This window comes from Colwellia sp. 12G3 (assembly GCF_002836775.1).
GTDB lineage: Bacteria > Pseudomonadota > Gammaproteobacteria > Enterobacterales > Alteromonadaceae > Colwellia.
In genome coordinates this window covers 20450-43189 of record NZ_PJAQ01000066.1, presented here as the reverse complement: position 1 = coordinate 43189, position 22740 = coordinate 20450, and the positions used below count along the sequence as shown (strand labels likewise).

The window sequence follows — 22740 nt, the reverse complement described above, 5'->3', positions numbered from 1 at the left end:
TAATTAACGGCCTTTACTTAACTAAATGGCACTAGAAGTAAAAAGCAAAGCCCGTGGTGAAATTCAAATTATGACTGGTCTTACTTTCACCGGTAATAGTCGTATCAAAAATATAGTCACTCATACCAATATCCCAAGTGAGCCAATCAGTTAGAAATACCCGATAATTAGCACCAAGGTTAACGGTGAATTTTTCATCGCCGGCAAACTCCGTTGTACCACCACCTAATTCAATAGAAAAAACACTGTTAAGCGCAAAGTCTCTACCAAGGAAAACTTCACCTGGCATTAAATTGTAACCAATACTCAAACCATAATAACTTAGCTTTCTTTGTTCATCAGTGAGTAACGGCGGTACGTTAACGAGCTTTTCAAAACTCGTTTGACCCGCCTCTGATTGTCCATAACGTGCTTTAGCATAGAAGAATTCAGTGATATGATAAGCGAAGTGAGCACTTACCCAAGCGTTAGTTTCAAAATCTTCAATCGACATAACGCCTACTTGCACGCCCAGCTCAAAATTCTCATTATCGAGGATATCTTCCAGTACCGTTCGTCTTTCAACATCGACATCAACATTACTATTAATGACAGAAGCATCACTTGTTGAGTCTTCACTGAACAGAACAAGCCCTACAGACTCATTAGCTTTTGTTGGTGCAACCAAAAAAACACTTACCAGTAAACCTAATAGTGTTACTAAAAGAATACGCTGAAACCTAATTTCCATACTTTAATCTCTTCATTGTCATCTCTATCCGTTAAGACTAACGAATACTTGTATTCTGCTCGTAATAAGAAGTTTCGCGCTAAGTGATATTTCAAGCCAAAGGCTGCACTCATTAAGGTATCTTGACGCTTTTCACTATCCGCTAAGACACTATGCGGCTTAGTTTTAATAACCCCCCCGCCAATACCAATGTAAGGGGAAATAAATAATTCGGGCATTGGCTGACTAATCAACATAGCTTCATATAAATCGCTATCTGAAATAGTGCCTAATGCTTTACCTACCGAAACCTCACCACTAAAGACTGAGGTAAAAAGATAGGCGAATTGAGCATTATAAAAGTGTGCACCAGCAAAGTCGCCATACATAACGCCAGCTTCATAATGTCTGTCTTGAAAATCACGCCATGATATTTCAGCACTGGTTAGCTTTTCACCTTGCTGTGTCGTTAAGCCCAATAACTCATCTTGATGAAGCCAACCGGTATTGTTACGTTTGTCAGTAACTTTAAGCCAACTCGTGCGTTTTACTTGTACCGTTAAATACTCCCCTTTTTCAACCACATGCAAAACTGGATAACCAACACCCGGACCTGAATGCAACTCAACAAAGGCAACCTCAATTAATAAGGCGTTTGTATCGACCTCTTCAGCCAACACTTTACCGCAGAAAAAGCAGACAAGTAGGCACAATAACGTTTGAGCTATTTGCGATAAAGAGCGATTTTTAGGTTTATTTAAATATAAGAAGGTCATTTATTCACTTAATCTTGGCTATAAAAAGGCGTGTTATAATACTGACCGCCGATATCAAGCCACTCACTAAGTAGCTTTAACTCATGGCCAGACAACATCCCCTCATGCCTTCCTTCGAGAAATAACTGAAAAAAACGACGACTTTGCAGTGCACCATTAGTTGATAAAATAGCGGGAATAGTAACATTGGTTAGTACCGGAATAGGATTCCCCTGTGTATCAAGAATTAACTCTCCTTGCGCATCAACCTCAAATACAATATTGCCATTATCATCGAGTACTTCAATTAACTTATCAACCACTATGCCTTCAATGACTTCTTGTTCTGAATCGTTAAATAATAATTCACGGTAAGCCGTTAAATGATCCACCTCATCGACAGAAACACTATCACTGAGATCTAACTGACCTGCAGGAACTTGTGCTAAGTTATCGCTATCAAGCGGACCGTGACAACTTGAGCAGGTATTATCACTGAGTAATTCTGCTGTTTGTTCATCAAAGACTTGTCGAGTTAGCTGCCATAAAGGTTGGATGTTATCGACATAGTTAATTTGTAATCGACAGTAGGCGTTCCAATTAGTAAAACAGTCAGCTCCTGCTGGCGCTTGTGTTAATAATTCTTGATAACTGTAGTTTATTTCAGGGTTTAGCGTAGAAACATCAGGATTACTCCACTTATCAAGATAATGAATATCTGCTGAAAGTTGAGCTAAACCATTAAGCATTTCATCGGCTTCAGCCATAGTTTGTGCTAGCAAAGGAATAATGTCTGGGGTGGCATTGGTAAAAGCAACACCGCCGGGATTAGCGCCAGCATTAATGCTAGCAGGTTGAGCCTCGAGTCTACCGTGTGGTAATTCACTTTGTTGGCTATGACAGCCATGACACTCTAACGTTTCCCCTGCATTAACACTTATCCATTGCCTGTGTCTGCCACCAATGCGCTGTCCATTAGCATCAAGAATACTGATAGCAAGTGGTACATTAGCTGGAATTTTCACCTTAACTGAACCGTCTGGCTGAATGGGTGTATAACCAACGATTTCTCGCATCAGTTGATTTCGACTTCGGCCAAAATCAGTATTACTTATCTGTTTAACTTCTCTTGGCGGTAGCGGCACGCCGCGAACAATACGTAAAAATCGTGCAGGCAAATCTTCCGCTTTAGTTAATGAGGGGTCTTTTAACGTAAGAATACCTTGCGGATTGCTCGGTTGTATTGATGAATCAACACCATCCATATCATAAACACTGCGAATATGAATCGCAGCTGCTTGCTCATTAGCTAATTCAGCGATTAGCCCAGCGCCAAAAGATTTATCAGCAATAAAAGCTGCAGGGTTATCGGTTGCTTGCATAACAATAGCTTCACTGAGCATATTCCCCTCAGTCGTTTTAGCAACAATTTGCTGAGTATTCGTTTTGCTATTATAAAGCCACAACTCATACCAAGGGGATGCTAATTCAAGTCCTTCTTGTGCTAACTGGTCTTTTGATAATTGCCCACAAGCTTTTATTTCACCCTCAACGATAACTCGACATAAATCCCAACTTAATAGGTAACGCTCGCTACTATCAGGCAAAGGATATAAATGGCTTAATCTGCCAGCCGTATTAATTTCCTCAGAGAAGTTAAAGTTATAGAGGCTATCGGTAAATAGATCTTTTTGTGCCGCTGATTGTACAGAGATGGCTGATGTTTCATTAGTCAACGCTTGTTGGTTATCGATAAATTGTTCAATATTTATCAATACCGGTCTTTTTTGATAAAGCTCATCATCTGTTGAAGCCAGTAACATCAGAATTTCGCCATTAGGCATTTGTTGAGGTTTAACGAATTCAATATCGTAGTTTTCATCATCCAACGTCAATTGATGTGAATGCCAGCCATAAATCAATTGATTATCAGTACCGTCTGGATTCATGCGGTATAAATTAATTTTATTAATGCCGCCCATATTATCCCAACGACTATATAAAATTCGACCATCTTGTAAAACTAAAGGATAGAAGTCGTGACTCATATTAAAACTAACTTGCTTAATATCGCTACCATCAGCTTGCATGATATGAATATTAAAGGCTGAATCTTGCCCTGTTTCATTCATTGCAGTGTATTGCGGCTTACCTTCATCTAATAATATAGCCCGAGATAAACGCTGTCGTGTTGAAGCAAAAATAATGCGACCATCGGGCAAAAAAGACGCCATAAGGTCATCGCCCTGCTCAGCAACTATCTCGCTGCTTATTATGGGTTGAAAGCTTTTATCACTTAGTTGATAGCGCCAGATATTCCACTTAGGTTGTTCATTTTCATCGGCATCAGCTATTTCTGGTGCTCTAATGGACACCAAAAATGACTGCCCGTCTGCCGATACGCTTAAATCCCGAATATCAATAGCTTGGCTTACGCCTTGTTCATCCGCAAATAAATCGGCAGTAAGTATGGTACTAGGAGAGTCAGCAAAAGCATTGTTTTTTACAATAAGTCGAGCACCTGCATTAAACTCGGCAGGATTACGCGCAGAAAATTCGACTGGAGTAGTATTGTCCTCAATCGCTTGATTGATACTGCGCTCAATATAAACAACAGGGTATTCGACTAAGACGGGATCGATTTGTTCATCTGTACTTATTGCCTGTTCATTACACCCAGTAAGTAAAAAAATAGCCAACGTGCAACCGAAAACCCATGACATAGGATTCATTGCAATATACCTAATAAACAGTTAATAAATAACAACATAACATTTAACTTCTTAATGATGAAATCTTCCTAGTCCCTTGATCTGTCTCATATTTGAGACACTACTAACAATAAATTTATTTGCTCGTTTAAACATCATTATATACACTGTTACACAATACTAACAATGTCGTTACTATATATCAAAGCAACAAAGTTGCAAACACCGCATCTTCAAGGAGGCTGTATGGAGATGTCACTCCCTAGCTATAAGACGAGTAATAATTGCCTGAACATTGGTACTATCAAATCATTTATTAACAATATCCTCACTTGTGTCTTAACTTTATTTTTAACTATTTCCTTAAATGTTAATGCTGCTAGCTTAGAACAAGCGAAACGACTTCATGACCGTATCACCGGTGTTCCCCCCTCAGTGATAACTCTTATCGAAATGAGTGATTTAATCGACCAAGGTAAAATTACCGAAGCGGCTTATGTTGCCATGCAATCACCTGAATTTTATACAACTACGTTAAAGGTCTTTGCTAGCCCTTGGACCAATAAAGACCAAGACATTTTTTTCCCGCTAAATGATTACAGCGCTACCATCATTGGTGCTGTTCGCGATGATCTAGACTTTAGAAAAATATTACAGGACGATATCACCTATGTAGGGAAAAGTGACCTTAACTTAACGCCCTATAGCAAAGTGAATAACACTCATTACGAGGAGTTAGAAAGTAACTTTATCAACTTAGCCGACGGTTTAGTGCAAGTTAGCCAATCAAGTTTGAATGGTTTGCCTAGTGAAGCAACTGCTGGGGTATTAACATCAAGAGCGGCAGCTAAAGCTTTCTTTTATTTAGGCACCAATAGAGCGATGTTGCGTTTTACTTTGATGAATCATCTATGTACCGATTTAGAACCACTAAAAGACAATACACTGCCACCCGATAGGATTCGCCAAGATGTAAGCCGTAGCCCAGGAGGTGATAGCCGCTTATTTATTAATAATTGCTCAGGTTGTCACACAGGAATGGACCCTTTAGCACAAGCGTTTGCCTATTATGATTACCAGTTTGATACAGAAACTGATCCGCAAGCAGATAACGGCGAGATAAGTTACAACCAGTCATCTGATATCGATAGCACTACAGGCACACGGGTAAAATCTAAATATCATAACAATGCCACCAGTTTTCCTTTTGGCTTCGTCACTAAAAATGACGATTGGCAAAATTACTGGCGTGAAGGCATTAATCAAAAACTGGGTTGGGATGCGACGCTTGCAGGTAAAGGTAGTGGTATGAAGTCCTTAGGGCAAGAGTTAGCCAACAGTGAGGCTTTTGCTCAATGCCAAGTACAAAAGGTCTTTAAGGCTGTTTGCTTACGGGATGCTGAAAATTCGGCAGATTTAACACAAATACAATCATCAACAACCTCCTTTCAACAACATTCATATCAACTTAAGCAAGTATTTGCTGAAGTTGGTGCCTATTGCATGGGAGAGTAATGATGTATTTCCCTTCACTTTTTAGCGTATTTAAAAATCTATCTGTCGTTAGCGTACTTTTACTAGTCAATGCTTGTGGAGACTCTACCGTTGAAGAACAGCCGCCTTTAACTCAAGATAACAGTAACGTTGAATATACGGGGCCGGCACCGGCAACCGAAGATATTCAAAAGTATAAAACCTCACTTTGGGATAACATTTCTGCGACCGACCGTTGCGGCTCATGTCATACCGAAGGTAATCAAGCACCCTATTTTGCCAGTAGAGAAAACGTTAACGATGCCTATGCAGCAACCAACCCTTTAGTTAGCTTAAGTAAGCCAGAAGAGTCACGACTGGTACAAAAAGTTGCAGGGGGACATAACTGTTGGCTCGACAGCGATTCAGCTTGTGGCGAAACAATGCAACAATGGGTCAAACTTTGGGCTGATGACCGAGTAAGCACAGCTAATGCCATTGTATTAAAGGCGCCGGTTATTAAGGAGCCTGGAACCAGTAAAAACTTCCCTAGTGAAAATACGTTATTCAGTACTCATGTCTACCCTATTGTCAGCCAATATTGCGCAGGCTGTCATAATGAAGCATCAAGCACAGCTCAATCACCCTTTTTTGCCAGTGATAATATTGATAAAGCCTATGAAGCAGCTAGACAAGTCATTAACTTAGAAGAGCCAAATAAATCACGCTTAGTCATTCGCTTACGCAATGAATTTCATAATTGCTGGAGCGATTGCCAAGCAAATAGCACTGAGATGGAAGCTGGTATTCAAGCACTAAGTGATGAGATTACTGTTGACGTTATATCAGCTGAGATGGTGGTATCGAAATCGCTATTATTAACTGACGGCCTTGTTGCCTCAAGTGGTGGTCGATTTGAATCTGACATTATTGCTTTATACCAATTTAAAACTGGCAATGGTAATACTGCTTACGATACATCAGGTATTTCCCCTGCGGCGAACTTAACACTTACGGGCAACGTAGAATGGCTTGGTAGTTGGGGGTTGTCTTTTACTAACGGTAAGGCACAAGCAAGTACTGCAAACAGCAAGAAAATACATGATTTGATCACATCCACCAATGAATTCGCCATTGAAGCTTGGATCACGCCAAATAATGTCGTGCAAGAAGGTCCCGCTAGAATAATCAGCTACTCTGCTGGCGATAATGATAGAAACTTTACTCTAGGCCAAAGCCAATATAATTATGACTTTATGCTGCAAACTGCGAGTAGTAGCAGTAATGGCGAGCCAGCGTTCAGTACGCCAGATGATGATGAAGTATTACAAGCAACATTACAGCATGTAGTGCTGACCTATTCAGCTACAGAGGGTCGCCGTATTTATGTAAATGGCAAGCTAGTAGATATGTTGGATGAAGCGATATCACCACTGGCATCATGGGATGATAGTTTTGCGTTAATACTGGGTAGAGAAGCGTCAAATAACCACGTATGGCAAGGGAATATACGTTTACTTGCCATTTATAATCGTACGTTATCGCAAGAACAAATATCACAAAATTATGATGTTGGTGTTGGTGAAAAGTTCTTCTTATTATTTTCAATAAGTGAATTAGTCGATTTAGCAAATACTTATGTTCTATTTGAAGTAAGCCAGTATGATAATTACAGCTATCTATTCACCAACCCAAGTTTGGTTAATCTTGATGGTAAGACCTTACCAAAAAGCACCATACTGAATAAAATGCGTATCGGCGTTAATGGTAAAGAGAGTGCTCAAGGTCAAGCCTATGCTAATCTCAGTCGAAGTTTTACCAGTGACGATTCGATTACAGAGCCTCTATCTCTTTCGCCTTTAGGAACGATTATAGCGCTAGAAAAAGGCGCCAGTAATGATGAGTTTTTCTTAACCTTTGAGCAGCTAGGTGAGCATAACAATGTAGTTTTACCAGCAACCTTTATCTCACCTGATGCCACTTTCATTGATAATGACAGTGCAAAAATAGGTCTGCGTAATTTTGCACAAATTCATGCCAGCATGAGTGTTTTAACGGGTGTAAGTAAAGAGTCTACTAAGGTGGCGACTACCTACCAGCTTGTTAGGCAGCAATTACCCACATTAACCAATATAGAAACCTTTATTTCTGCACAGCAAATGGGCATCACACAATTAGCTATAGCTTACTGTGATACTGCCCTTGAAAACGAGAACTTGCGCATTACTTGGTTTCCCAATGTCAATTTCAGCAATACACCTGACATTTCGTTAGATGTAACAGGCAGAGCAAACTTGCTTAATCCGTTATTAGATCAGTTAATGCCTTCAACACTGAGCACTCAACCTGATAAGGCAGCGGTTTATTCTGAACTCGATAAGCTTATTAGCAGACTCGCAGTTTGCGGTAGTAGCTGTGACATTAATAGAACTAAAAATATTGCTAAGGCAAGCTGCGCTGCAGTATTAGGCAGTGCAGTCATGCTTGTTCAATAATCTTCAGGTAATAAGTACTCAGCAAGTGTTTTGCTTCACTGAGTACGAGATAGTGACTGAAAAGCAGATAAGTTATAGAGCATAGGAAATCACATGAGAAAAACTAAACACTTACATCCAGATAGTCCTTTATTATTTGGCGATCACAAAGCGCCAATGACCCGTCGCGACTTTATTTCTGCTGGCCTTAAAACAGGTGGTCATGCGGTTGCTGGATTATCACTCTATAGTCTCTTAGCAAATCCAAACAAAGCTAACGCAGCGCTTTCAAGTGATATGGAAGCGTTAAGAGACAGTTGCGGCATCAGTGCACAAGGTGCGGGTAAAATACCTTTTATCAGTTTTGATTTAGCAGGTGGTGCCAATATTTCTGGATCAAATGTTTTAGTGGGTGGCCTAGGTGGTCAGCAGGATTTTCTCTCGACAGCAGGTTACAGCAAACTCGGTATACCGGGAGATATGGCACCCAACATTGCTAATCCTGACACTATGCAATCAGACTTTATTAATACCGACCTAGGACTCGCTTTTCATTCAGATTCCGCTTTTTTACGAGGCATATTAGAAAAAGTATCACCTGAAACAGCTGCCAATATAAATGGCGCGGTAATTCCAAGCCGTTCTGACAATGATACCTCTAACAACCCACATAACCCTATGTATGCCATTGCCGCTGCAGGTGCAAACGGCTCTTTAATGCCACTTATTGGTTCTCGTAATACCGACTCTGGCGGAAACTCAATGGCTCCAGCAAGTTTTATTGATTTAAGCTTACGACCCACTAAAATCGATCGCCCTAGTGATGTTACTGGTTTAGTCGATGTAGGCGATTTATTTGAAATTTTCAGTAAAGATGATGCTGTAGCTGTGATGGAAAGCATACAACGTGTTAGCGCTCAAAAAATGACACAGGTGAATAGCCAGGTTACCCGCGATGATGTTATTAAAGATATGGTTAATTGCGGTTATGTTAAAAGTGCCGATCTTACCGATCGCTTTGGTGACCCATCGACGTTAGATCCTAGTTCCGATGTAGATATTGTTGGTGATGGAGCCATATTTACCAATGATGAGTATAATAATGAAAACGAATTTCAAAAAACTGCTTCTATTATGAAATTAGTTGTCAATGGCTTCTCTGGTGCCGGCACTATTACAATGGGTGGTTTTGATTATCATACAGGTGACCGAAGTACTGGCGAATTACGTGATTTACGTGCTGGACGTTGCATGGGAGCTTGCCTTGAATATGCCGCAAGACGTAATCAACCACTGATGATGTATGTATTTAGTGATGGCAGTGTCGCGAGTAACGGCCGAATAGACGAATCCGCAGATGGACGTGGTAAGGGTGAGTGGACGGGCGATAATTCATCAACGGGTGCATCGTTTTTCTTAGTGTATAACCCTGGGGGTAAACCACAATTGATGGGAGCAACCGCAGAACAGAATGCTATGCAGCAACAAATAGGTTTTATGAGACCTGATGCTTCGGTTGAAACAGCTTCTGCACCGTCGGCAAATAATGTCAATCTACTGGTTCAAACCGTATTATTAAACTATATGGCACTTCATGGTGAACAAAATCAATTTTCTACTCTAGTACCTAGCCAAGGTCTTGGTAATAGCACTATGTTAGATTCGTTAACAGCATTTCAACCAATATTCACAGGCTAACTTCGCCGCAGAAAATGGTTCAACTAAGGGGTTACTGCTGTAATCCCTTAGAAAAGTGCAACCTTTGTTCATTATCGATAATGATTGCTTCATATTCAGGTAGTTTGTTTATAATCGCCATGCCTTCTTTAAGGCCCTTAACAAAGAGAGTGGTAGATAAGGCATCAACAACGGTAGCATCTTTACCGATGACCGAAACGCTGACCACCTTTCGAGCCGAGTCCCCTGTTTTAGGATTAATGATATGATGATAACGCTTACCGTCTTCAATAAAGTAACGTTCATAGTCGCCTGAGGTAGAGATCGCTTCATTACTCAACGGAATATGTACGGCATTTTTGTCTTCTGCTCGGGGATGTTTTATACCGACCAACCAAGGTCTGCCATTACGATCACCAAGTAAAGCGGTATCGCCACCGGCACTCATTAATGCATAATTAATTCCCGCAGATCTTAGAATGCTAATACATCGCTTAATAGCATAACCTTTTGCTATGCCGCCTAAATCAATTTTAATAGCGCTATTAGCAAATTTTACCGTATTATTTTTTTTATCTAAAGTAATTGCTTGGTAATTTATCGAAGGTAATGCGTTAGTGATTACTGATTGCGCTGGACGTATTTTTTCTCGGTAATCGTATTGATAACCTATGGAAGCATAGGTTATATCAAAAGCACCTTCGCTCATCACTGAAATATCATGGGCGGTAACTAATAAAGAAATAAGTTCTGGTGAAACAACGATCTCTCTATTACCCGCGTCCCGGTTAAGTAAACTGAGCTCGCTACTTTTTATATAAGGACTCATCGACTTATCCAGCCGATCCATCTCAGCCATTATGTCGCTAATTAGCTTTTCTGCGTGACTAGCCTTGGCACTTTCTTCATCTAGCCAAAATTCAATATGTGCGCGGGTGCCCATAGTATCAAAGGTATGCTGATACCATTTAGCACTCGAGTGAAAAGAAATTGATAGCAATATAAAGACAATAACGGGTATTAAATATTTCAAAGGCATTGTTCACACAGATATAGAGTTATTGAAATGAACACTACAAGTCGCTCATCCAGTCTAGTTGCTTATTTGCCTGAGTTTTTCGGTCAATTAAGTCGCGTATAAGTGGCGTTAAAATTAACTCCATCGCCAAGCCCATTTTTCCGCCTGGGACTACCAGTGTATTAATTCGTGACATGAATGAGCCATCAATCATACGAAGATAATATTGAAAATCAACATTCTTAACTTCTCTAAAGCGAATAACAACAAAACTCTCATCTAAACTAGGGATAGCCTTAGCACTAAATGGGTTAGAGGTATCCACGGTAGGCACACGTTGAAAATTGATATGGGTACGTGAAAACTGTGGTGTGATGAAAGAGATATAATCTTCCATACTTCGGACAATGCTGGCAGTAACGGCTTCTCGCGAATGTCCACGCTTATTGGTATCGCGAATAATCTTTTGGATCCACTCTAAATTAACAATCGGTACCATGCCAATGAGTAAGTCTACATGCTTAGCTACATCATTGTCTTTAGTTACTACGCCTCCATGAAGACCTTCATAATATAACAAATCTGTATCTTCACCAAAGTCTTCCCACGGAGTAAAAGTACCTGGCATTTGATTGTATGGAACCGCTTCATCAAAAGTATGCAGGTAACGTCTAATTTTCCCTTTACCTGTTTCGCTATAATCACGAAATTGCTTTTCTAGCGCGGTAAAGTCATTAGCAAGATCACCAAAATAACTGATATTGTTGCCTACTTCTTTAGCTTTACGCTTTTCCATATCCATTTCTTGGCGAGAAAATCGATGAAAACTATCACCTTCAACGTTAACAGAGGATATACCAAGCGTTCTAAATATGTGTTCAAAAGAAGCGGTAGTAGTTGAGGTACCTGCTCCCGAAGAGCCGGTTACAGCTATAATGGGGTTTCGTGACGACATAATGGCTCAAAGAGTAAACTAAAGTGCATACATATTTTATACGGTGAATTAACGTATAGGTCAAGGAAGAAAGCCCCAATTTCACCAATGAAAACTACATAGTCACTATATGCATTACCAATCTATTTATCAAATTTAAGATATAAAAAAACCGAGCCTAAGCTCGGTTTTTTAAATGAAACTTAAACTTTCGTTTAAGCTTCTACTGCTTCTTCAACTACTTCAGGAGCATCTTCTACTACTGGGCGGTCTACTAATTCAATATAAGCCATAGGCGCTTTATCACCAGTACGGAAACCACATTTTAAAATGCGAGTATAACCACCTGGACGTTCTTGGTAACGAGCACCAAGTTCGTTGAATAAAATACCTACTACTTCTTTATCTTGTGTACGAGCAAACGCTAAACGGCGATTTGCAACACTGTCAGTTTTAGCCAATGTAATCAATGGCTCTACTACCATACGTAGTTCTTTAGCTTTTGCTACAGTCGTTTTAATTAGACCGTGCTTAACTAAAGAGCTTGCCATATTGCGGAACATCGCTTGACGATGACTGCTATTACGGTTTAACTGGCGACCGCTTTGACGATGACGCATAAGTTAATCCTTCTCTCAAACTATTAAAAAAATGATGATCGAACTAGTCGTTGTCAACAATGCTTTCAGGTGGCCAGTTTTCTAAGCGCATGCCTAGAGACAAACCACGCGACGCTAACACGTCTTTGATTTCAGTTAGAGACTTCTTACCTAAATTAGGCGTTTTAAGAAGTTCAACTTCAGCACGTTGTACTAAATCACCAATGTATTGAATTGCTTCTGCTTTAAGACAGTTAGCTGAGCGAACAGTTAATTCTAGATCATCAACCGGACGAAGTAAGATTGGGTCGAACAATGGTTTTTCTTCCACTTGCTCTACTTCTTTAATATCACGAAGTTCAACAAACGCATCAAGCTGTTCAGCAAGAATAGTTGAAGCACGACGGATAGCTTCTTCCGGATCCAATGTACCATTGGTTTCCATATCTAAAACTAATTTGTCCAAATCTGTACGTTGTTCAACACGTGCAGAATCAACAGCATAAGCAATTCTAACTACTGGGCTGAATGAAGCATCAACCAACAAACGACCAATAGCACGATCTTCTTCCTCGGCATCACGGCGCGCAGAAGCGGGAACGTAACCACGTCCCATTTCAATCTTAATGCGCATGCTGATAGAACCTTCACCTGTTAAAGTGCAGATAACATGTTCTGGGTTTGCAATAGTTACATCGCCATCATGTTGTATATCAGCTGCCGTTACAGGGCCTTCACCAGACTTAGTTAAAGTTAGAACGGCTTCATTTTTGCCTTCTAATATAACTGCAAGTCCTTTAAGGTTTAACAATATTTCGATGATGTCTTCTTGAACACCTTCTTTACTACTGTACTCATGTAAAACACCGTCAATCTCTACTTCAGTTACAGCACAACCTGGCATTGAAGATAAAAGAATGCGGCGTAACGCATTACCTAAAGTGTGACCAAAACCACGTTCTAGTGGCTCTAAAGTTACTTTAGCGCGACGAGGGCTGATATTTTCAATACCAACCATGCGTGGTCTAAGAAATTCGGTTACAGAACCCTGCATATATGTCCTCTCTTAAAGTGCAACTTTACTATTTAGAGTAAAGTTCAACAATCAACTGTTCATTAATTTCGGCAGATAAGTCAGAACGATCTGGAACACGTTTGAAAACGCCTTCAAGCTTCTTAGTATCAACTTCAACCCAAAGTGGTTTCTCACGTTGATCAGCTAATTCTAAAGCAGCGATAATACGCGCTTGAGTTTTAGACTTCTCACGAACAGAAACAGTATCTTCAGCTTTAACAGTGAAAGATGGAATATTAACTACAACGCCATTTACCACGATAGCCTTATGGCTAACTAATTGACGGGCTTCAGCACGAGTGCTTGCATAACCCATACGGTAAACTACGTTATCTAAACGAGTCTCTAAAAGCTGTAACAAGTTTTCACCTGTGTTGCCTTTTTGACGTGCCGCTTCTTTGTAGTAATTACTGAATTGTTTTTCTAGCACGCCAAAAATACGACGAACTTTTTGTTTTTCACGAAGTTGAACACCGTAATCAGACAAACGACCGCGACGGGCGCCGTGTTGACCTGGTATTGTTTCGATTTTACATTTAGTGTCAATTGCTCTAACACCGCTTTTAAGGAACAAATCTGTACCTTCGCGGCGACTAAGTTTTAACTTAGGACCTAAATATCTAGCCATTTTCTTTCTCCAACTATCCTAAAAAAAAGCGCTTAAACGCGACGTTTCTTCGGAGGACGACAACCATTATGAGGAATAGGTGTTACGTCAGTAATGTTGGTGATTTTAAAACCAGCAGCATTTAAGGCACGGATAGCAGATTCACGACCTGGACCTGGACCTTTTACGAACACTTCAATATTCTTCAAGCCAAACTCTTTTGCAACAGCGCCTGCGCGATCTGCAGCTACTTGCGCAGCGAACGGAGTTGATTTACGTGAACCACGGAAACCTGAACCACCGGCAGTCGCCCAAGATAACGCATTACCTTGACGGTCTGTAAGAGTCACGATTGTGTTGTTGAAAGAAGCATGGATATGAGCCATGCCATCAGCAACTTGTTTTTTTACGCGTTTACGCGTACGAACTGGTGTTTTAGCCATTGTCTAGTTCCTCTTACTTCTTAATTGGCTTACGAGGACCTTTACGGGTACGCGCATTTGTTTTAGTGCGTTGACCACGTAGAGGAAGACTGCGACGATGGCGAATGCCACGGTAACAACCTAAATCCATAAGACGTTTAATGTTCATTGAAACTTCACGGCGTAAATCACCTTCAACGGTAAATTTATCCACTTCAGCGCGTAGCAAATCTATCTTTGCTTCGTCTAATTCACTGATCTTCGTTGATTCAGCAATACCAGTAGCTGCACAAATTGCTTTCGCACGTGTAGCTCCGATACCGTAAATCGCAGTAATGGCGATTACTGCATGCTTACGATCAGGGATGTTAATGCCAGCGATACGGGCCACTAATCACATCTCCTATTTATAATTAAAATTACTTTGGTTGGAAAGCCCGTTAGGATACCCAACCATTCTCTTTTTCTGCAAATCAAAGCGGCATTATACAGACTAATCTACATAATGCCACTTCTAAAAGATTATAGATTAAAAGCTAAGCTTAACCTTGTCTTTGTTTGTGCTTTGGCTCTTCACAAAGGACGCGAATTACGCCTTTACGCTTAACCACTTTACAATTACGACAAATCTTTTTTACGGATGCACGTACTTTCATTTTATACTCCGTTAACTAAATTAGTTCGGTCTAACGACCATAACCTTTTAAGTTCGCTTTTTTAAGTACATTGTCATATTGATGAGACATCATATGCGTTTGTACTTGTGCCATAAAGTCCATAATCACAACCACGATAATCAATAAAGATGTCCCGCCGAAATAGAACTGTACGTCCCATGCCATGATCATAAACTGTGGAACCAAACAGACAAAGGTAATGTACGCAGCACCCGCTAGGGTTAAACGTGTCATGACTTTATCTATATATTTGGATGTTTGTTCACCCGGACGAATCCCTGGAATGAATGCACCTGACTTTTTCAAGTTATCTGCTGTTTCACGCGGATTGAAAACAAGAGCCGTGTAAAAGAAGCAGAAAAATATAATTGCTGCCGCTAACATCATTACATATAAAGGTTGTCCTGGAGACATAGCTCCTGAAACACCTTGTAAGAAATCAGCAACGGGGCCGTCACCTTGACCAAACCAGCTCGCAAGCGTGCCTGGAAACAAGATTAAACTTGAGGCAAAGATAGGCGGTATAACACCCGCCATATTCACTTTCAGAGGTAAATGTGTGCTTTGCGCTGCAAAAACCTTACGGCCTTGCTGACGTTTAGCGTAGTTAACAACAATACGTCGTTGACCACGTTCCACAAATACTACTAAGAAAGTTACTGCAAATACCACAACGCCTATAAGCAATAATACTAGTAGGTGTATTTCACCTTGACGCGCCATTTCAGCTGTTTGACCAACTGCTGATGGCATGCCAGCAACAATACCAGCAAAAATGATAATCGAAATACCATTACCAATACCACGTTCAGTAATCTGTTCACCTAACCACATTAAAAACATGGTGCCGGTAATCAAACTAATAACTGCGGTGAAATAGAATCCAAAGCCTGCGTTTATAACAAGACCTTGCATCATATCCGGTAAACTTCTGGCAATCGCTATCGCTTGTACTGTTGCTAGAACTAAAGTGCCGTAGCGTGTGTATTGACTGATTTTACGTCGTCCAGCTTCACCTTCTTTCTTAAGCTCTGCCATTGCGGGATGAACCACAGTAAGCAATTGCATAATAATCGAAGCTGAGATGTACGGCATAATACCAAGTGCCAATACTGAGGCTCGCTCAAGTGCACCACCGGAGAACATGTTAAACATCTCTACAATGGTGCCCTTTTGTTGTTCAAAGAACTGAGCTAATACAGCGGCGTCAATACCAGGGATTGGCACAAAAGACCCTAAACGAAGCACAACTAAGGCGACGAATACGAACCATAATCTTTGTTTTAGCTCAGACAAACCGCCTGCGCCTTTACTACCTTGTGAAGTAGCCGTTCCTGGTGTAGCCATTGTGTATTATTCCTCTATTTTGCCACCAGCAGCTTCAATAGCTGCTTGTGCGCCTTTAGTTACCGAAATTCCACGTAAAGTAATTGGACGAGTAATTTCGCCCGATAACATAACTTTAACAGCTATGATATTACGAGTAATAAGGCCAGCGTCTTTAAGTGCGTGAATATCAACAACATCACCTGTAACAAGATTCAATTCATGTAAACGAACTTCAGCGCGAACTAAAGATTTACGTGAAGTAAAACCAAATTTAGGTAAACGTTGTTTCAATGGCATCTGACCACCTTCAAAACCTGGACGTACACTACCGCCAGAACGAGACTTCTGACCTTTATGACCACGACCACCAGTTTTACCGATGCCTGAACCAATACCACGACCACAGCGTTTTCTAGCTTTGTGAGATCCCGGTGCAGGGGATAAAGTATTTAAATGCATAATTAATCCTCTACCTTAACCATATAGTAAACCTTGTTAATCATACCACGTACAGATGGAGTATCTTCTAACTCGACTGTATGATTGATACGACGTAGACCAAGGCCTCTTAATGTAGCTCTATGCTTCGGTAAACGACCGATAGAACTTTTTAGTTGAGTTACTTTAACTGTTTTAGACATTCTCAATTACCCCAAAATTTCTGCAACGGTTTTGCCACGTTTAGCTGCAACACCCTTTGGTGAATGCATATTCACTAAAGCTGAAACAGTAGCGCGAACTACGTTGATTGGGTTAGTAGAACCGTATGCTTTTGACAATACGTTCTGAACGCCTGCAACTTCAAGTACTGCACGCATAGCGCCACCGGCGATGATGCCTGTACCTTCAGAAGCTGGTTGCATGTAAACTTTAGAACCAGAGTGCTTGCCAGTGATGACATGCTGAAGAGTTGTACCCTTCAGGTCTACATTTACTATGTTACGGTGTGCTTTTTCCATTGCTTTTTGGATTGCAGCAGGCACTTCACGTGCTTTACCGTAGCCAAAACCAACACGACCGTTACCGTCACCAACTACTGTTAGTGCAGTAAAACTGAAAATACGACCACCTTTAACCACTTTTGAAACGCGGTTAACTGCGATTAGCTTTTCAGCCATATCACTTTGTTGTGAGTTTTCTTGATTATGATTAGCCATTATAAACCCTTAGAACTGAAGGCCAGCTTCACGAGCTGCTTCTGCTAACGCTTTTACGCGACCGTGGTAAAGGAAACCAGAGCGATCAAAAGCTATCTTAGTGATACCTTTTGCTACAGCACGTTCAGCTATTGCTTTACCTACTGCAGTTGCTGCTGCAACATTACCTGTTTTTTCAATATCAGCACTAAGCTCTTTTTCTAAAGTAGATGCAGATGCAATTACTTCAGATCCAGTAGGAGCGATCAATTGAGCGTAAATGTGACGAGGAGTACGGAATACAACTAAACGATTCGCACCCAACTCGCTAATTTTTGCACGAGCGCGTTTAGCGCGGCGCAAACGAGATGTTCTCTTATCCATAGTGTTACCCTACTTCTTCTTAGCTTCTTTACGACGAACGTATTCATCAACATAACGAACACCTTTACCTTTATAAGGCTCAGGTTTACGGTATGCACGAATGTTCGCAGCGGTTTGGCCAACTAAATGCTTATCACAACCTTTCAGTGTAATTTCAGTTTGGCTAGGAGTTTCACAAGTAATTCCTTCAGGAATTTCGTGTTTAATTGGGTGTGAAAAACCTAAAGATAAATCTAATGATTTACCCGCAGCTTTGGCACGGTAACCAACACCTTGTAAAACTAATTTCTTTTCGAAACCTTTACTAACACCTTCAACCATATTATTGATTAAAGCACGTGTAGTACCGGCTTGAGCCCAAGCGCCTTTAACATCAGCAACGATATTAGTAATGAGGTTGTTTTCTTCTTGAGAAACAACAACGTCACTATGGATCGTGCGAGATAATTCGCCTACTGGACCTTTAACTGTAATGTCTTGACCTGATAACGTAATGGTAACGCCAGCAGGAACAACGACAGGTGCTTTTGCAACACGAGACATATTATTCTCCTTACTCTACGAAACCAAGAACTTCACCGCCAATACCCGCATTGCGAGCGGCGCGATCCGTCATCAAACCTTTAGAAGTCGAAATGATCGCAATACCCATACCTGCAAGAACTTTAGGAAGTTCATCACAGCTTTTGTATATACGAAGACCAGGACGTGAAACACGTTTGATCTTTTCAATTACTTCTTTGCCTTCAAAATATTTTAAAGTAACAGCTAGTTCAGGTTTTACATCACCTGATACTGAAAACTCTGAAATATAACCTTCTTCTTTAAGTAAAGTAGCAATTGCAACTTTAACTTTTGAAGATGGCATTTGTACTGCAACTTTTGCTGCAGTTTGACCGTTGCGGATGCGTGTAAACATGTCCGCGATAGGATCAGTCATCATAACCATTTACTCCCGTGAATTACCAACTAGCTTTCTTCAGACCTGGAACTTCACCACGCATCATAGTTTCGCGTAATTTAATACGGCTCAAACCAAATTTGCGTAAGAAACCATGTGGACGTCCAGTAATGTTACAACGGTTACGTTGACGACTACTGCTCGAATCACGAGGTAAACTTTGAAGTTTCAATACAGCTTCCCAGCGAGCTTCTTCAGAAGAGTCTGCACTAGAAATGATTGCTTTTAATGCAGCACGCTTTTCAGCATATTGTGCTACTAACTTGGTTCTTTTAGCTTCACGAGCTTTCATTGACGTTTTAGCCATAACTCTACACCTTCTTCTTGAACGGGAATTCGAAGGCAGACAATAAAGCTAGTCCTTCTTCGTTATCTTTCGCGCTAGTAGTAATAGTGATATCTAATCCGCGAATCTTATCGATTTTATCGTATTCGATTTCAGGAAAGATGATTTGCTCACGAACGCCCATGCTGTAGTTACCACGACCATCGAATGACTTAGGATTTAAGCCACGGAAGTCACGGATACGAGGAATAGAGATAGAGATTAAACGCTCTAAAAATTCCCACATACGTTCGCCGCGTAGAGTTACTTTCGTACCAATAGGGTAGCCTTCACGAATTTTGAAGCCCGCAACTGATTTGCGTGCTACTGTCGTGATCGGCTTTTGCCCTGAGATTGCAGTAAGATCATTTGTGGCGTGTTCTAAAACTTTTTTATCAGAAATAGCTTCACCAACACCCATGTTAAGGGTGATCTTTTCAATCCGAGGGACTTGCATGACACTTTTATAACCAAATTGCTTTTGCAATTCAGCTACAACTGTATCTTTATATAAATCATGCAGTTTCGCCATCGTTTACTCCAATTAAATTAATTCGTTATTAGATTTGAAAAAACGTACTTTTTTGCCGTCTTCAATTCTAAAACCAACACGATCTGCTTTACCCGTTGCTGAGTTAAGTATCGCTACGTTGGAAACTTGTAAAGGTGCTTCTTTTTCAATAATCCCACCAGGCTGCTGTAACTGAGGTACAGGCTTAGTGTGTTTCTTGATTAGGTTAATACCTTCTACGAATACTTTGCCGTCTTCAACAAGCACTTTGGTAACTTTACCAGTTTTGCCCTTGTCTTTACCTGCAAGTATAATTACTTCATCATCACGACGAATTTTAGATGCCATTATCGTGACTCCTTATAGTACTTCTGGTGCTAATGATACGATCTTCATAAATTTTTCATTACGAAGTTCACGTGTCACAGGCCCGAAAATACGAGTACCAATTGGTTGTAAGTTAGCGTTTAACATTACAGCCGCGTTTTCGTCAAAACGGATAGCAGAACCATCTGTACGACGAACACCTTTCTTAGTGCGCACCACTACCGCAGTGTGAACATCACCTTTTTTTACTTTACCGCGAGGACTTGCTTCCTTTACGGCAACTTTGATGATATCACCAATGCGTGCATAGCGACGGTGCGAGCCACCAAGAACCTTTATACATTGAACACGCTTAGCGCCACTGTTATCAGCAACATTCAGCTGTGATTGCATTTGGATCATTGATTTTGCTCCATTGTTATCTTTTTTCTAAACCTTGCTAAACGCAAGATAAACAATAAGATAATATAAAATTTAAGGCCGAAAATTGACCCGTCACTGCCTTTTGAAAGACCCCCATCTTGTTTAGAATTTAGACTTTACAGTCTCAACTCAAACTTAATGGGCGCGAGATTATAACACCACTAAAGTAAAAGAGATAGTTTAATTAGCTAAAAAATAAACAGTCTCTTGCGGGTTAGATTGTTAAGGTAAAAGTAACGGGGCCATCGTTAATTAAAGCGACCTGCATGTCAGCACCAAACTCTCCTGTTGGTATTTCAAAACCTTTATCCCTTAATTGCCGAATAAAATACTGATATAAATGATTGCTAAATTCGGGTTTTGCCGCCGAGGTAAAGCTGGGGCGCATGCCGCTTGATGTGTCGGCAGCCAAAGTAAATTGTGAAATAACTAAAATTTCGCCACCCGCTTGTTTAACGTTTAAGTTCATCTTGTCATTTTCATCATTAAATATACGATAGCCTGCAACACGCTCAGCTAATCGCTTTGCTTTTTGTTCTGTATCTAAGGGCTCAATGGCAAGAAATACTAATAAGCCCTTGCCGATTTGGCCAATAATTTTTTCATCGACAGTGACACTTGCCTGGCTAACGCGTTGTATTAGTGCAATCATTGTGTTTGCTCATCTTTTTCTTGAGGTCTATTACACTCTTTTGTCTTTTGCTCTTTCAATATTGCATATTCTTGTAATGATACCGTTATTAATGCACCGGTAAGCACAATAAGCCAAGACACATAAACCCACAAAAATATAATAGGAATAGCAGCGAGTGCTCCATAGATCACTTGATAAGAAGGAAAAGCCGTTATATATAAGGCAAAAGCTTTTTTAGCCAGTTCAAATAAAACACCAGCAACAATGGCACCAGATAAGGCAAATTTGAACGGTACTGCTTTATTAGGTACTGCGATATAAAGAATAATAAAGGCAATAATAGAAGAAAGTAATGGCAGTAAACGTAAGAATATATCAAATAGGCCTAATACATCATACTCATCAACTGCAACAAGTGAAACGATATAGGAAGATAAGGCAATACTAGCACCTACTAATATAGGTCCAAGCGTTAATACCATCCAATACATAGCAAACGACGTAATACTCCGTCGCTTATCTGTTACCCGCCAAATTTTATTAAAGGTAGTATCAATAGATGAAATCAATAGCAGAGCCGCAACGAACAAAAATGAGATTGCGACTGCCGACATTTTAGAGGCATTATCAACAAAGCCGGTTAAATATTGCTGAAGAACATCCCCTGCTGAAGGTACAAAATTTTGATAAACAAATTGCTCGATACTATCCTGTAATTCCGAAAACAGAGGAAATGCTGTCATGACCGAGAACATAACAACAATCAATGGCACTAAAGACATTAAGCAAACATAGGATAAATAACCTGCGACAACTTGTATTTGTTCGCGTTTAACACGGCGAATAAAATAAAATAATAGCCCGTTATGTTCTTGCCATAATTTACTAATTAATGTTTCTTTGAATAAACTCATATTTGTTAACAATTTACTGATTTCGCTAAGATAGTACATATATTAAGATAGGGCACATTAATAAGCTAGCTTATGCTGGTGTTCATAAATTAAATTTGGAGTGACTAATGGCTAGTCAAGGTTCTGCAGGCAATGTAATTTCCGCTATATGTAATGTTTTTTTCCCTGGATTAGGGCAATTGGTACAAGGTAGGTTAATGGCAGCATTGATATTTGCTATTGTCTGCGTCGGGGGTTATGCATTGTGGTGGATGGTAATTCCAGCAATTATTGCTGGAATATTTCATTTATGGTCAATAATCGATGCGGCAACTTATCAAGATAATAGTTGATACAACTAAAGTTATAAACTGTTATTGAGGAAGTTAACAGCTTAGTGCAAACAGATTAATATCAACCAAAACGTGGTGCGGCAATAAAACTAACTGTCTCACTTTTTGCCGCTTGCTCCTCTTCATTATTAAGATTGATTTGTGCCAGCAAAGCAGAAAGCTGCTGAATTTGTTTTGGGTTCGCTTTACCTTGACTAAAAACCTGACTAAGCTCTTGAAGTTTTTTTAATTGTGCTGGTGACATAATACAATTCCTTTTGTTTGAAAAACAGCGGTACGTTACTTACTTCTTAATGTCACTAAGCGTAGTTACAAAAGCCTTTCCCTGCTTTG

Annotated in this window: 29 protein-coding genes; 4 read left to right on the top strand and 25 right to left on the bottom strand. The window is 40.2% G+C overall.

Annotation, left to right across the window (positions count from 1 at the left end; translation table 11 throughout):
- Window positions 1–31 precede the first annotated feature (31 nt).
- The 3 genes from CXF71_RS14565 to CXF71_RS14555 are packed head-to-tail and all read right to left on the bottom strand — an operon-like array spanning window position 32 to window position 4196.
- Window positions 32–730, bottom strand: a complete 699-nt coding sequence (locus CXF71_RS14565; protein ID WP_101233682.1) for an outer membrane beta-barrel domain-containing protein — start codon at window positions 728–730, stop codon at window positions 32–34.
- The gene (locus CXF71_RS14560) at window positions 700–1485 is read right to left on the bottom strand and encodes an SH3 domain-containing protein (RefSeq protein ID WP_101233681.1); all 786 of its coding nucleotides are present in this window, start codon (window positions 1483–1485) and stop codon (window positions 700–702) included. The genes CXF71_RS14565 and CXF71_RS14560 overlap by 31 nt, the downstream gene beginning before the upstream one ends.
- A gap of 8 nt (window positions 1486–1493) precedes the next feature.
- Complete coding sequence (locus CXF71_RS14555) at window positions 1494–4196, bottom strand: hypothetical protein (RefSeq protein ID WP_101233680.1); 2703 nt, start codon at window positions 4194–4196, stop codon at window positions 1494–1496.
- Between the two features lie 225 nt (window positions 4197–4421).
- Between CXF71_RS14555 and CXF71_RS14550 the strand changes: the two genes are divergently transcribed.
- The 3 genes from CXF71_RS14550 (at window position 4422) to CXF71_RS14540 (ending at window position 9820) form a co-directional block, all read left to right on the top strand.
- On the top strand, window positions 4422–5690 hold the full coding sequence (locus tag CXF71_RS14550) for a hypothetical protein (RefSeq protein ID WP_232771496.1): 1269 nt from the start codon (window positions 4422–4424) through the stop codon (window positions 5688–5690).
- On the top strand, window positions 5690–8143 hold the full coding sequence (locus CXF71_RS14545; RefSeq protein WP_232771495.1) for a LamG domain-containing protein: 2454 nt from the start codon (window positions 5690–5692) through the stop codon (window positions 8141–8143). The genes CXF71_RS14550 and CXF71_RS14545 overlap by 1 nt, the downstream gene beginning before the upstream one ends.
- A 93-nt stretch (window positions 8144–8236) precedes the next feature.
- Window positions 8237–9820 (top strand): general secretion pathway protein GspF, encoded by a 1584-nt coding sequence (locus CXF71_RS14540; RefSeq protein WP_101233678.1) that lies wholly within the window; start codon window positions 8237–8239, stop codon window positions 9818–9820.
- A 31-nt stretch (window positions 9821–9851) separates the two neighbouring features.
- Here CXF71_RS14540 and CXF71_RS14535 read toward each other — a convergent pair whose 3' ends face one another.
- From CXF71_RS14535 to CXF71_RS14435, 21 genes are all read right to left on the bottom strand, one after another.
- The gene (locus CXF71_RS14535; protein ID WP_101233677.1) at window positions 9852–10838 is read right to left on the bottom strand and encodes an FAD:protein FMN transferase; all 987 of its coding nucleotides are present in this window, start codon (window positions 10836–10838) and stop codon (window positions 9852–9854) included.
- Between the two features lie 34 nt (window positions 10839–10872).
- Window positions 10873–11772, bottom strand: a complete 900-nt coding sequence (locus CXF71_RS14530) for a phosphoribulokinase (RefSeq protein ID WP_101233676.1) — start codon at window positions 11770–11772, stop codon at window positions 10873–10875.
- A 194-nt stretch (window positions 11773–11966) separates the two neighbouring features.
- Window positions 11967–12371 carry a 50S ribosomal protein L17 gene (gene rplQ / locus CXF71_RS14525; RefSeq protein WP_101233675.1) on the bottom strand — a complete coding sequence of 135 codons (405 nt, stop codon included), beginning with the start codon at window positions 12369–12371 and terminating at the stop codon, window positions 11967–11969.
- Window positions 12372–12414: 43 nt separating this feature from the next.
- The gene (locus CXF71_RS14520) at window positions 12415–13404 is read right to left on the bottom strand and encodes a DNA-directed RNA polymerase subunit alpha (RefSeq protein WP_101233674.1); all 990 of its coding nucleotides are present in this window, start codon (window positions 13402–13404) and stop codon (window positions 12415–12417) included.
- A gap of 28 nt (window positions 13405–13432) precedes the next feature.
- A complete protein-coding gene (gene rpsD / locus CXF71_RS14515) occupies window positions 13433–14053 on the bottom strand; it encodes a 30S ribosomal protein S4 (protein WP_101233673.1) in 621 nt (206 codons plus the stop codon).
- Between the two features lie 32 nt (window positions 14054–14085).
- Window positions 14086–14475 carry a 30S ribosomal protein S11 gene (gene rpsK, locus CXF71_RS14510; protein WP_011041474.1) on the bottom strand — a complete coding sequence of 130 codons (390 nt, stop codon included), beginning with the start codon at window positions 14473–14475 and terminating at the stop codon, window positions 14086–14088.
- A gap of 13 nt (window positions 14476–14488) precedes the next feature.
- Entirely contained in the window at window positions 14489–14845 is a 357-nt protein-coding gene (gene rpsM, locus CXF71_RS14505) for a 30S ribosomal protein S13 (RefSeq protein ID WP_011041473.1), read from the bottom strand.
- A 151-nt stretch (window positions 14846–14996) separates the two neighbouring features.
- Window positions 14997–15110 (bottom strand): 50S ribosomal protein L36, encoded by a 114-nt coding sequence (rpmJ, locus tag CXF71_RS14500; RefSeq protein WP_101233672.1) that lies wholly within the window; start codon window positions 15108–15110, stop codon window positions 14997–14999.
- 30 nt (window positions 15111–15140) lie between these two features.
- Entirely contained in the window at window positions 15141–16478 is a 1338-nt protein-coding gene (gene secY / locus CXF71_RS14495) for a preprotein translocase subunit SecY (protein WP_101233671.1), read from the bottom strand.
- 6 nt (window positions 16479–16484) lie between these two features.
- On the bottom strand, window positions 16485–16919 hold the full coding sequence (rplO, locus tag CXF71_RS14490) for a 50S ribosomal protein L15 (protein ID WP_101233670.1): 435 nt from the start codon (window positions 16917–16919) through the stop codon (window positions 16485–16487).
- A gap of 2 nt (window positions 16920–16921) precedes the next feature.
- The gene (gene rpmD, locus CXF71_RS14485) at window positions 16922–17101 is read right to left on the bottom strand and encodes a 50S ribosomal protein L30 (protein WP_033094751.1); all 180 of its coding nucleotides are present in this window, start codon (window positions 17099–17101) and stop codon (window positions 16922–16924) included.
- 6 nt (window positions 17102–17107) lie between these two features.
- On the bottom strand, window positions 17108–17617 hold the full coding sequence (gene rpsE / locus CXF71_RS14480; protein WP_101233669.1) for a 30S ribosomal protein S5: 510 nt from the start codon (window positions 17615–17617) through the stop codon (window positions 17108–17110).
- A gap of 9 nt (window positions 17618–17626) precedes the next feature.
- The gene (rplR, locus tag CXF71_RS14475) at window positions 17627–17980 is read right to left on the bottom strand and encodes a 50S ribosomal protein L18 (RefSeq protein ID WP_101233668.1); all 354 of its coding nucleotides are present in this window, start codon (window positions 17978–17980) and stop codon (window positions 17627–17629) included.
- Window positions 17981–17989: 9 nt separating this feature from the next.
- Window positions 17990–18523, bottom strand: coding sequence for a 50S ribosomal protein L6 (gene rplF / locus CXF71_RS14470; protein ID WP_101233667.1), 534 nt, complete (start codon window positions 18521–18523; stop codon window positions 17990–17992).
- Between the two features lie 10 nt (window positions 18524–18533).
- On the bottom strand, window positions 18534–18923 hold the full coding sequence (gene rpsH / locus CXF71_RS14465; RefSeq protein WP_442871934.1) for a 30S ribosomal protein S8: 390 nt from the start codon (window positions 18921–18923) through the stop codon (window positions 18534–18536).
- A gap of 19 nt (window positions 18924–18942) precedes the next feature.
- The gene (gene rpsN / locus CXF71_RS14460; RefSeq protein WP_101233665.1) at window positions 18943–19248 is read right to left on the bottom strand and encodes a 30S ribosomal protein S14; all 306 of its coding nucleotides are present in this window, start codon (window positions 19246–19248) and stop codon (window positions 18943–18945) included.
- A 4-nt stretch (window positions 19249–19252) separates the two neighbouring features.
- Window positions 19253–19798: a 50S ribosomal protein L5 gene (gene rplE, locus CXF71_RS14455; protein WP_101229279.1), complete on the bottom strand. Its 546-nt coding sequence runs from the start codon at window positions 19796–19798 to the stop codon at window positions 19253–19255.
- 12 nt (window positions 19799–19810) lie between these two features.
- A complete protein-coding gene (rplX, locus tag CXF71_RS14450) occupies window positions 19811–20125 on the bottom strand; it encodes a 50S ribosomal protein L24 (protein ID WP_101233664.1) in 315 nt (104 codons plus the stop codon).
- A gap of 12 nt (window positions 20126–20137) precedes the next feature.
- The gene (gene rplN, locus CXF71_RS14445) at window positions 20138–20506 is read right to left on the bottom strand and encodes a 50S ribosomal protein L14 (protein ID WP_011041461.1); all 369 of its coding nucleotides are present in this window, start codon (window positions 20504–20506) and stop codon (window positions 20138–20140) included.
- A gap of 235 nt (window positions 20507–20741) precedes the next feature.
- Complete coding sequence (gene dtd, locus CXF71_RS14440; RefSeq protein WP_101233663.1) at window positions 20742–21179, bottom strand: D-aminoacyl-tRNA deacylase; 438 nt, start codon at window positions 21177–21179, stop codon at window positions 20742–20744.
- Window positions 21176–22075, bottom strand: coding sequence for a virulence factor BrkB family protein (locus CXF71_RS14435; RefSeq protein WP_232771494.1), 900 nt, complete (start codon window positions 22073–22075; stop codon window positions 21176–21178). Before CXF71_RS14435 ends, dtd begins: the two co-directional genes overlap by 4 nt.
- Before the next feature lie 107 nt (window positions 22076–22182).
- On the opposite strand from CXF71_RS14435, the gene CXF71_RS14430 reads away from it, so the two are divergent.
- Window positions 22183–22407 carry a hypothetical protein gene (locus CXF71_RS14430; protein WP_101233662.1) on the top strand — a complete coding sequence of 75 codons (225 nt, stop codon included), beginning with the start codon at window positions 22183–22185 and terminating at the stop codon, window positions 22405–22407.
- 61 nt (window positions 22408–22468) lie between these two features.
- Here the strand turns inward: CXF71_RS14430 and CXF71_RS14425 are convergent, their stop codons facing one another.
- The gene (locus tag CXF71_RS14425; protein ID WP_101233661.1) at window positions 22469–22651 is read right to left on the bottom strand and encodes a hypothetical protein; all 183 of its coding nucleotides are present in this window, start codon (window positions 22649–22651) and stop codon (window positions 22469–22471) included.
- Window positions 22652–22740: the final 89 nt, after the last annotated feature.

What these genes read in the sequence shown, in the direction of transcription:
- rpsK (WP_011041474.1), bottom strand. Translation starts at nt 14,475, where the DNA reads ATGGCTAAAACACCAGTTCGTACGCGTAAACGCGTAAAAAAACAAGTT.
- rplN (WP_011041461.1), bottom strand. Translation starts at nt 20,506, where the DNA reads ATGATCCAAATGCAATCACAGCTGAATGTTGCTGATAACAGTGGCGCT.
- rplQ (WP_101233675.1), bottom strand. Translation starts at nt 12,371, where the DNA reads ATGCGTCATCGTCAAAGCGGTCGCCAGTTAAACCGTAATAGCAGTCAT.
- rpmD (WP_033094751.1), bottom strand. Translation starts at nt 17,101, where the DNA reads ATGTCTAAAACAGTTAAAGTAACTCAACTAAAAAGTTCTATCGGTCGT.
- rplR (WP_101233668.1), bottom strand. Translation starts at nt 17,980, where the DNA reads ATGGATAAGAGAACATCTCGTTTGCGCCGCGCTAAACGCGCTCGTGCA.
- CXF71_RS14430 (WP_101233662.1), top strand. Translation starts at nt 22,183, where the DNA reads ATGGCTAGTCAAGGTTCTGCAGGCAATGTAATTTCCGCTATATGTAAT.
- CXF71_RS14545 (WP_232771495.1), top strand. Translation starts at nt 5,690, where the DNA reads ATGATGTATTTCCCTTCACTTTTTAGCGTATTTAAAAATCTATCTGTC.
- rplX (WP_101233664.1), bottom strand. Translation starts at nt 20,125, where the DNA reads ATGGCATCTAAAATTCGTCGTGATGATGAAGTAATTATACTTGCAGGT.
- CXF71_RS14535 (WP_101233677.1), bottom strand. Translation starts at nt 10,838, where the DNA reads ATGCCTTTGAAATATTTAATACCCGTTATTGTCTTTATATTGCTATCA.
- CXF71_RS14520 (WP_101233674.1), bottom strand. Translation starts at nt 13,404, where the DNA reads ATGCAGGGTTCTGTAACCGAATTTCTTAGACCACGCATGGTTGGTATT.
- rpsH (WP_442871934.1), bottom strand. Translation starts at nt 18,923, where the DNA reads ATGATGACTGATCCTATCGCGGACATGTTTACACGCATCCGCAACGGT.
- CXF71_RS14425 (WP_101233661.1), bottom strand. Translation starts at nt 22,651, where the DNA reads ATGTCACCAGCACAATTAAAAAAACTTCAAGAGCTTAGTCAGGTTTTT.
- rpsE (WP_101233669.1), bottom strand. Translation starts at nt 17,617, where the DNA reads ATGGCTAATCATAATCAAGAAAACTCACAACAAAGTGATATGGCTGAA.
- rplF (WP_101233667.1), bottom strand. Translation starts at nt 18,523, where the DNA reads ATGTCTCGTGTTGCAAAAGCACCTGTCGTTGTTCCTGCTGGCGTTACC.
- CXF71_RS14530 (WP_101233676.1), bottom strand. Translation starts at nt 11,772, where the DNA reads ATGTCGTCACGAAACCCCATTATAGCTGTAACCGGCTCTTCGGGAGCA.
- rpsD (WP_101233673.1), bottom strand. Translation starts at nt 14,053, where the DNA reads ATGGCTAGATATTTAGGTCCTAAGTTAAAACTTAGTCGCCGCGAAGGT.
- rplO (WP_101233670.1), bottom strand. Translation starts at nt 16,919, where the DNA reads ATGCATTTAAATACTTTATCCCCTGCACCGGGATCTCACAAAGCTAGA.
- rplE (WP_101229279.1), bottom strand. Translation starts at nt 19,798, where the DNA reads ATGGCGAAACTGCATGATTTATATAAAGATACAGTTGTAGCTGAATTG.
- CXF71_RS14555 (WP_101233680.1), bottom strand. Translation starts at nt 4,196, where the DNA reads ATGAATCCTATGTCATGGGTTTTCGGTTGCACGTTGGCTATTTTTTTA.
- CXF71_RS14550 (WP_232771496.1), top strand. Translation starts at nt 4,422, where the DNA reads ATGGAGATGTCACTCCCTAGCTATAAGACGAGTAATAATTGCCTGAAC.
- secY (WP_101233671.1), bottom strand. Translation starts at nt 16,478, where the DNA reads ATGGCTACACCAGGAACGGCTACTTCACAAGGTAGTAAAGGCGCAGGC.
- CXF71_RS14560 (WP_101233681.1), bottom strand. Translation starts at nt 1,485, where the DNA reads ATGACCTTCTTATATTTAAATAAACCTAAAAATCGCTCTTTATCGCAA.
- rpmJ (WP_101233672.1), bottom strand. Translation starts at nt 15,110, where the DNA reads ATGAAAGTACGTGCATCCGTAAAAAAGATTTGTCGTAATTGTAAAGTG.
- rpsN (WP_101233665.1), bottom strand. Translation starts at nt 19,248, where the DNA reads ATGGCTAAAACGTCAATGAAAGCTCGTGAAGCTAAAAGAACCAAGTTA.
- CXF71_RS14540 (WP_101233678.1), top strand. Translation starts at nt 8,237, where the DNA reads ATGAGAAAAACTAAACACTTACATCCAGATAGTCCTTTATTATTTGGC.
- dtd (WP_101233663.1), bottom strand. Translation starts at nt 21,179, where the DNA reads ATGATTGCACTAATACAACGCGTTAGCCAGGCAAGTGTCACTGTCGAT.
- CXF71_RS14435 (WP_232771494.1), bottom strand. Translation starts at nt 22,075, where the DNA reads ATGAGTTTATTCAAAGAAACATTAATTAGTAAATTATGGCAAGAACAT.
- CXF71_RS14565 (WP_101233682.1), bottom strand. Translation starts at nt 730, where the DNA reads ATGGAAATTAGGTTTCAGCGTATTCTTTTAGTAACACTATTAGGTTTA.